Origin of the sequence: Kitasatospora sp. NPDC056184, from assembly GCF_042268405.1 — a bacterium.
Lineage (GTDB): Bacteria > Actinomycetota > Actinomycetes > Streptomycetales > Streptomycetaceae > Kitasatospora.
This window is the reverse complement of sequence record NZ_JBHJUI010000030.1, coordinates 84,552-91,148: the sequence shown is the minus strand read 5'-3', so window position 1 is coordinate 91,148 and position 6,597 is coordinate 84,552. Positions and strand designations below refer to the sequence as shown.

The 6,597-nt window shown below is 74.4% G+C and carries 7 protein-coding genes; 1 reads left to right on the top strand and 6 read right to left on the bottom strand.

Annotated elements, in window-relative coordinates; translation table 11 throughout:
- Positions 1–143: 143 nt before the first annotated feature.
- The 4 genes from ACFC0B_RS36095 to ACFC0B_RS36080 form a co-directional block, all read right to left on the bottom strand.
- The gene (locus ACFC0B_RS36095; protein WP_376096037.1) at positions 144–2,015 is read right to left on the bottom strand and encodes a LytR C-terminal domain-containing protein; all 1,872 of its coding nucleotides are present in this window, start codon (positions 2,013–2,015) and stop codon (positions 144–146) included.
- A gap of 22 nt (positions 2,016–2,037) precedes the next feature.
- The gene (gene nadD, locus ACFC0B_RS36090) at positions 2,038–2,670 is read right to left on the bottom strand and encodes a nicotinate-nucleotide adenylyltransferase (protein WP_350553674.1); all 633 of its coding nucleotides are present in this window, start codon (positions 2,668–2,670) and stop codon (positions 2,038–2,040) included.
- Positions 2,671–2,767: 97 nt separating this feature from the next.
- Complete coding sequence (locus ACFC0B_RS36085; protein ID WP_350569256.1) at positions 2,768–2,926, bottom strand: hypothetical protein; 159 nt, start codon at positions 2,924–2,926, stop codon at positions 2,768–2,770.
- Between the two features lie 163 nt (positions 2,927–3,089).
- On the bottom strand, positions 3,090–3,236 hold the full coding sequence (locus tag ACFC0B_RS36080) for a hypothetical protein (RefSeq protein ID WP_350553676.1): 147 nt from the start codon (positions 3,234–3,236) through the stop codon (positions 3,090–3,092).
- A 268-nt stretch (positions 3,237–3,504) separates the two neighbouring features.
- On the opposite strand from ACFC0B_RS36080, the gene ACFC0B_RS36075 reads away from it, so the two are divergent.
- Positions 3,505–4,611: a M48 family metallopeptidase gene (locus ACFC0B_RS36075; protein WP_376096032.1), complete on the top strand. Its 1,107-nt coding sequence runs from the start codon at positions 3,505–3,507 to the stop codon at positions 4,609–4,611.
- An 87-nt stretch (positions 4,612–4,698) separates the two neighbouring features.
- Here ACFC0B_RS36075 and ACFC0B_RS36070 read toward each other — a convergent pair whose 3' ends face one another.
- Together ACFC0B_RS36070 and ACFC0B_RS36065 are read right to left on the bottom strand one after the other, a co-directional pair.
- Positions 4,699–5,763 carry a hypothetical protein gene (locus ACFC0B_RS36070; RefSeq protein ID WP_376096029.1) on the bottom strand — a complete coding sequence of 355 codons (1,065 nt, stop codon included), beginning with the start codon at positions 5,761–5,763 and terminating at the stop codon, positions 4,699–4,701.
- A gap of 217 nt (positions 5,764–5,980) precedes the next feature.
- Positions 5,981–6,565 (bottom strand): hypothetical protein, encoded by a 585-nt coding sequence (locus ACFC0B_RS36065; RefSeq protein WP_376096026.1) that lies wholly within the window; start codon positions 6,563–6,565, stop codon positions 5,981–5,983.
- Positions 6,566–6,597: the final 32 nt, after the last annotated feature.

The following is a 6,597-nucleotide window of genomic DNA, read 5'->3' as shown; positions in this document are numbered from 1 at the left end:
AACCACCCCGCAACGACCAACGCCGGTCTCCGAGACAAGTCTCGGAGACCGGCGTCACTCACCGCAGCCGATCACTCACATTCGCCAACAGCGTCACCGTTTTCCGGGGCCGCCCGTACGCCTGCCCGCCGTCCGCCGCCCGGCTACTGGGGCTTCGGCGGCGCGTAGTCCTTGCCCAGGACGACGACCAGGTCGGCGTTCTGCGCGTCGGTGACCTTCTTGACCGCCGTCTCGGGCAGGTTGAGGCTGGTCGCCAGCGACTTCGCGGCGGCCTGCCGGGCGTCGTCGGTGTAGCGGATCTCACTGGTGGCCTGCGGCGCGGTCCTGGCGCCGCCGGGGACGAAGGTGAGGCCCGCGTTGACCACCTGGACCTGGGCGGCGGCGGCCGCCTGCTCGTTGCCGCTGGCGTCCTGGACGGAGACCCTGGCCGCCCCGTCACCGGCGGTCGCGGCCTTGACGGTGCCGCCGAGCACCTCCTTGACCTGCTTGCCCGCGGTGGCCTCGTCCAGCGAGCCGTCCGGCTTGACGGTCAGCGCGGTGGTGCCGAGCTGACCGCTCTTGGCGAGCTCGGCCATCTGCGCGAGGACCCCGGCGAGCGCGTCCTCGGGCAGCGAGGGGTCGAGCACCGCGTTCATCCGGTGCACGTCGTCCTTGGCGTCCTTGAACTCGACCGGCATGGTGCGCACCACGGCGTCCATCACCTGGCCGAACCGGGCCAGCTGGGCGTCGCGGTTCTCGCCGGCGTTCTGCAGGGTGGCGTAGGCGACCGCGGCCTTCCCGCCGAGCAGGGTGTTCTTGCCCGCGGCGGCGAGCACCTTGCCGTCCGGCTTGCCCCCCTCGCGGACCTCGGCGTTGGTGTCCACCCGGACGCCGCCGAGCTGGGCGACCAGCAGTTCCAGGTACGGGGTGTCGAGCCGCCAGGTGCCGGCGACCGGGGCGCCGAGCACGGTGGTCAGGCCGTCGCGGGTGCCGGAGGCGCCGAGGGTGTCCATGGCCTGGCCGACCGTGGTGACCGGCGGGTCGCCGGGGCCGGGCAGCCGCAGCGTGTCCGGCAGCAGCAGCACGGTGCCCTTCTTGCCGGAGGCGTCGTTGACCAGCAGCGCGCTGGAGACCTTGCCCTGCAGGTCACGCAGGTGGACGACGTTGACCTGGCGCGGTCCGGCGGCGGTGGCCGCGCTCTCCTTGCCGCCGGTGAGCCAGAGGTAGCCGCCGGCCCCGGCCGCGGCGATCGCGAGGACCACGCCGGCGCCGATCAGCCGCTTGCGCAGCCGGCGGCGGCGCTCGGCGCGCACCTCGCTGCGGGACTCGGCGAACTTCAGCCAGTCGATGACGTCCTCGGACTTCTCCGCCTCGTCGTCGACGAAGGTGAACTCGCCCGTGGGGTAGTTGTCCCCGGTGGCCCCGGCGCCGGTCCTGGCGCGGGCCGTGCGGGAGCCGCCGACCTGCTCGGACGGCGGTTCGGGCCGGGCGGGGGCCGCCGGCTCGGCGGCGGCCGGGCGCGGCACCCGGGGGCGCGGCGGCGGCACGGGCGCGGCGGGCTCCGCCGCCGGCTCCGGCTCGACGACGGCCGGCATCGGCGCGGTCGCGTACGCCTGCGGCTGGGCCTGCTGCGGCGGCTGGGCCTGCGGCTGCCGGTAGTCCTGCGGCTCCTGCTGCCGGTACTGGTCCTGGTAGCCGTAGCCGCCCTGCTCCTGGTACCCCTGCGGCGCCTGCTGCCCGTACACCCCGGGCTGCTCGTACTGCGGCTCGTAGGAGGGCTGGTACCCCTGCTGCTGGTACTGGTCCTGGTAGCCGTACTGCCCCTGCCCGTAGGGCGCGGGCTGCACCGGCTGCCCGTACTGGTCGTACTGCTCGTACGAGCCCGGCTGCTCGTACGGGCCCGACTGCTCGTACGGGCCCGGCTGCTGCTCGTAGCCGCCCTGCTGCTGGTAGGGCGGGTACTGCTGGTACTGCCCGGTGGACCAGTCGTCCGGCTGTCCGGGCTGCTGCTCCTGAGGTCCCCTGCGCTCGCTCATCCGTCGGTCGGCCCCTCCGGGATCAGGTCCGGTGCGGCGCGTACAGCGCCCGCTTGTCGATGTAGCGGACCACGCCGTCCGGGACGAGGTACCAGACCGGCTCGCCCTTGGCGACCCGGTTGCGGCAGTCCGTGGAGGAGATGGCCAGCGCCGGGACCTCCACCAGGGAGACCCCGCCCACCGGAAGCCCGGCGTCCGACAGAGTGTGCCCCGGCCGGGTGCAGCCGATGAAGTGGGCGAGTGAGAAGAGCTCGTCGGAGTCCCGCCAGGACAGGATCTGGGCGAGCGCGTCGGCGCCGGTGATGAAGAAGAGGTCGGCGTCGGGGTGCATCGCGTGCAGGTCGCGCAGGGTGTCGACGGTGTACGTCGGGCCCTCGCGGTCGATGTCGATGCGGCTGACCGAGAACTGCGGGTTCTCCGCGGTGGCGATGACCGTCATCAGGTAGCGGTCCTCCGCCGGGCTCACCTGGCGGTCGCTCTTCTGCCACGGCTGTCCGGTCGGGACGAAGATCACCTCGTCCAGGTGGAACGCGCTGGCGACCTCGCTCGCGGCGACCAGGTGCCCGTGGTGGATCGGGTCGAAGGTGCCGCCCATCACGCCGAGACGACGCCGCTCCGGCGCCGGTACACCGGGATTCCCGGTCTGCTCTCCCATGGCGCCACACCTTACGCGACGCCCGTTGCGGTGCGGGAACGGCAGGGTGACGGGCGTCCCGGGGGCGGTGCCGCACCCCGGGCCACCGTCGGCCGGGTCAGCGGTCCCGGTTGAAGCGGGTGGTCACGAAGAGCAGCAGCAGCAGGACGAACAGCGCGGCGCCACCCGTCAGGTACGGGTTGAGGCTGTCGTGGTTGCCACCCTCGCCCTCGTTCGCGAGGAGGTTCAGGACGGGAAGTGCGGCGGCAGTGCTCATGGTCGGCGGGACCTTCTCGGCTCGGATGGCGGGCAGGGGGTGTCGTACGGGCCGGTGAGGGCCCACCCGTCATCGTACGGGGGGTTACACGGCAACCGCTCGGCGGCCCACCACGCCTGAACCGCCGTGAGCCGGGCCCGGGAACGGCGGCCGCCGGGGCCGCTCAGTTGTTGCGGCCGGCCCGCAGCAGGATCCAGGCCAGCAGGCCCACCCCGACGAACGACGCGACCACGATGATCCGCAGGAAGAGCCCGGGGCCGTTCTCCGCGGAGATCGGGGCGGCCAGGCTGGCAAGGGCGGCGGTGGACATCTGCGGGCTCCTCGGACTGCTCGGTGCCGCGGCCTGAGGTGGCCCGGCTCTCCTGGGCATTCAGGGTAAACCGCCCTCACACCGGCGCCGCCCACCGCCCCCGCGGGCGCCGTGCGCGCCGCGCCCGGGCGGCGCCCGCGGCACTCGGAACGCGCCGCCGGGGACGAGTGCGCAACCACGGACGTTGTCCGAACAGTCGTTGCAGGCGAAGACCAGCGGGGGCCGGCCGGGGGGCCGGGGCCGCCGTCGACAGGGAGGCACTCACACCATGACCGACACGACCGCGAAGACCCCGAGCCGGCGCCGCCAGCGCTTCCCGGAGATCTCGACCCGCGCCTGGGAGCACCCGGCGGACCGCTCGGCGCTCGTCGCGCTGCGCAAGCTGACCGGCTTCGACGACGTGCTGAAGAGGCTCGCCGGCCTCGTCTCCGAGCGCTCGATCCGGCTGATGTTCCTGGCCACCGCCGTGAAGACCTCGGAGCGGCAGTTCCCCGAGCTGCACGCCATGGTCCGCGACGCCGCCTACGTGCTCGACCTCGACACCGTGCCGGACCTCTACGTCACCCAGGACCCGACGGTCAACGCCTTCTGCATAGGCATCGACACGCCGGTGATCGTGGTGACCAGCGGTCTGGTGGACCTGCTGGACGAGGAGGAGCTCCGCTCGGTGATCGGCCACGAGGTCGGCCACGCGATGTCCGGGCACGCCGTCTACCGGACGATGCTGATGATCCTCACCAACATCGCCACCCGGATCGCCTGGGTGCCGCTCGGCAACCTGGCGATCATGGCGATCGTCACCGCGCTCAAGGAGTGGTTCCGCAAGGCCGAGCTCTCCAGCGACCGGGCCGGGCTGCTGGCCGGGCAGGACCTCCAGGCCTCGATGCGGGCGCTGATGAAGCTGGCCGGCGGCCACAACCTGGCCGAGATGAACGTGGACGCCTTCCTGGAGCAGGCCGAGGAGTACGAGAAGGCCGGTGACCTGCGCGACGGCGTGCTCAAGCTGCTGCAGGCGCTGCCGCAGAGCCACCCGTTCGCGGTGGTCCGGGTCGCCCAGCTGAAGAAGTGGGCCGAGAGCGACGAGTACCGCTCCATCCTGGCCGGCGCCTACCCGCGCCGCACCGACGACCCGGACACCTCGGTCGGCGAGCAGTGGCGGGCCGCCGCCGAGCACTACACGACCTCGGTGAAGGAGAGCAAGGACCCGCTGATGGGCCTCATCCGCGACGTCGCGGGCGGTGCGGCCACCGTCGGCGGCAAGCTCCGCGACACCTTCACCGGTGCCGGGCGCGGCAACGGCAGCGGCAACGGCAGCAGCAACGGCAGCAGCGCCGACGGCGGCGGCAAGGACGCCGGTTCCGGCGACAACCGCTGAGGCCGGTACGGGCCGCACCGCCCGCGGAGGCCGTCCGACGGCCCCCGGCCACCCCGGCCGGGGGCCGTCGGCGCACCCGCGCCGGCCTCAGCCGCCCGTCAGGACCCCGCACACCTGCCAGGCCGGCCGCGCGTGGTTCCCCGGGTCCACCGCCTGCGGCCCGGCCGGCGGCGCGGTGGCGTCCGTGCCGGCCAGCACCGGCTGCACCACCCCGGCCAGCGAGCCGTCGCACGGCGCCGGCCCGGCCTGCAGCACCGAGTCCACCAGCCGAAGCTGCGCCGCCGCCAGGTCGACCCGGTCGAACTCGAAGGTCAGCTGCCGTCGCACGCTCTCCAGCGTGACCGGCGCCCCGCTCTGCGCCCCGGCCGGCTTCAGCGCGTAGACGAAGGTGTGGTCGGTGGTGATCCGCAGCGTGCTGCTGTCCGACTCGTCGATCCGCATCGCGCCGGCCACCTTCACGGTGTCCGCCGCCAGCGCGACCTGCGCCGGGTCGAAGCGGACCAGCCAGCCGGTCAGCGCGTGGTGCCGGTCGTCGACCGGCTGGACCACGCTCGCGTCGAACTGGGCCTGCTCGCCCGGGGTGACGAAGGCCCGCACCTCCGCGGTCGCCCCCTGCACCAGCACGGCGGGCGACAGCGAGGACGCCACCAGGTAGCGCTGCACGGTGTCGAGCGCCTTGGTCACCTCGACCCGGGAGAAGTGCCCGGTGGCCGCCCCGCTCGGCGTCCCCAGCCCGACCGCGCCGTCGCCGTAGCCCGGCGGCAGGCCGGCGAACGGGTTGGCCGGATCGGCGACCGGGTGGACCGTCGAGGCCGGGCTCAGCGCCACCAGGCTCACGGTCAGCTGGCTGCCCTGGGGGCGGGCGGTGGGCCGGACCGGCGAGCTGACCCCGAAGTACACGGCGGCCCCGAAGGCCAGCAGGATCACCAGCAGCAGGGCCAGCGCCTGCCGGGGCACCGTCCCGAGCGGGCCCAGCCGGACCTTCGGCCGGGTGGGCCGGCCGAACGCGCCGGACAGCCGCTCGCGGGCCGACAGCTCCTGGATCCGGGCAGCCCGGACGAACGATTCGTCGAAGACGACGGACCGGTACTCGTCCTCGTTCCCGGAACCACCCTCGGGCGCACCCTCCGGGGGTTCGCGCGGGTCACCCATGACACCAGGGTAAGGCGCGGGCTCGCCCCTCCACGAGGGTCCTGCCGCAGTTCACCGGAAACCCTCCGTGACCGTTCGCGGCCGCCGCGGGGCACACCGGCCCGACGCCCGGGCACCCGGCCGCCCCGCCACCCGGCCCGTCGGCGGTCCGCGGCGCGCGGGCGGCCGGTCGCGGGCGGCCCGCCGCGGTCGGCCGGGCGCGTTCAGCCCGGCGCGTTCAGCCCGTCGGCGCCGTGACCACGAGCGACGGCTCGGCCGGCGGCGCCGGGTCGACCCCGGGACTGCTGCTGCCGGACTCGGGCCGCCGGGGCGCACCGCCGGACCCGCCCACGCCCTGGTAGATCGCCGCGACCGCCACCGCGACCAGGCTCACGCCCATGATCACCGCGAGCACCCAGGCCACCGGCCGGTGCCAGCGCTGCTGGGCGACGTACCGGCCGCGGCCGGCGCCGATCGGGTCGAACCCGCCCGGGCGCCAGCGTCGCGAGCGCCGTCCGGTGGACCGGCCCAGGCCGGTCCACGGATCGGGGTAGCGGTGGTCGTCGTCGAGCCCGCTCGGGTACGGGCGCAGCTCCAGCGGCAGTCCGTCCCCGGCCGGGGCTTCGTAGCCCCAGCCCGGACCGGCCGTGTCCGGCTCGAAGCGGGCCTCGGCGGCGGCGAGCTGCCGCTCCTTGGCCGTCGGCTCGTGCACGGCGGCGGACCGCACGAAGGCCTCGTCGAAGACCACGGTGGCGAACTCGTCGTTCGCACCACCGTGGTCGGCACCGTCGGGGTACGGCAAGCCCCCCACATCGTCAGCCACGGATTCAGCGTATTACCGGGAGGGCGATTTGT

Coding starts and splice junctions, on each gene's coding strand:
- ACFC0B_RS36095 (WP_376096037.1), bottom strand. CDS start 2,015: ATGAGCGAGCGCAGGGGACCTCAGGAGCAGCAGCCCGGACAGCCGGAC.
- ACFC0B_RS36080 (WP_350553676.1), bottom strand. CDS start 3,236: ATGTCCACCGCCGCCCTTGCCAGCCTGGCCGCCCCGATCTCCGCGGAG.
- ACFC0B_RS36075 (WP_376096032.1), top strand. CDS start 3,505: ATGACCGACACGACCGCGAAGACCCCGAGCCGGCGCCGCCAGCGCTTC.
- ACFC0B_RS36085 (WP_350569256.1), bottom strand. CDS start 2,926: ATGAGCACTGCCGCCGCACTTCCCGTCCTGAACCTCCTCGCGAACGAG.
- nadD (WP_350553674.1), bottom strand. CDS start 2,670: ATGGGAGAGCAGACCGGGAATCCCGGTGTACCGGCGCCGGAGCGGCGT.
- ACFC0B_RS36070 (WP_376096029.1), bottom strand. CDS start 5,763: ATGGGTGACCCGCGCGAACCCCCGGAGGGTGCGCCCGAGGGTGGTTCC.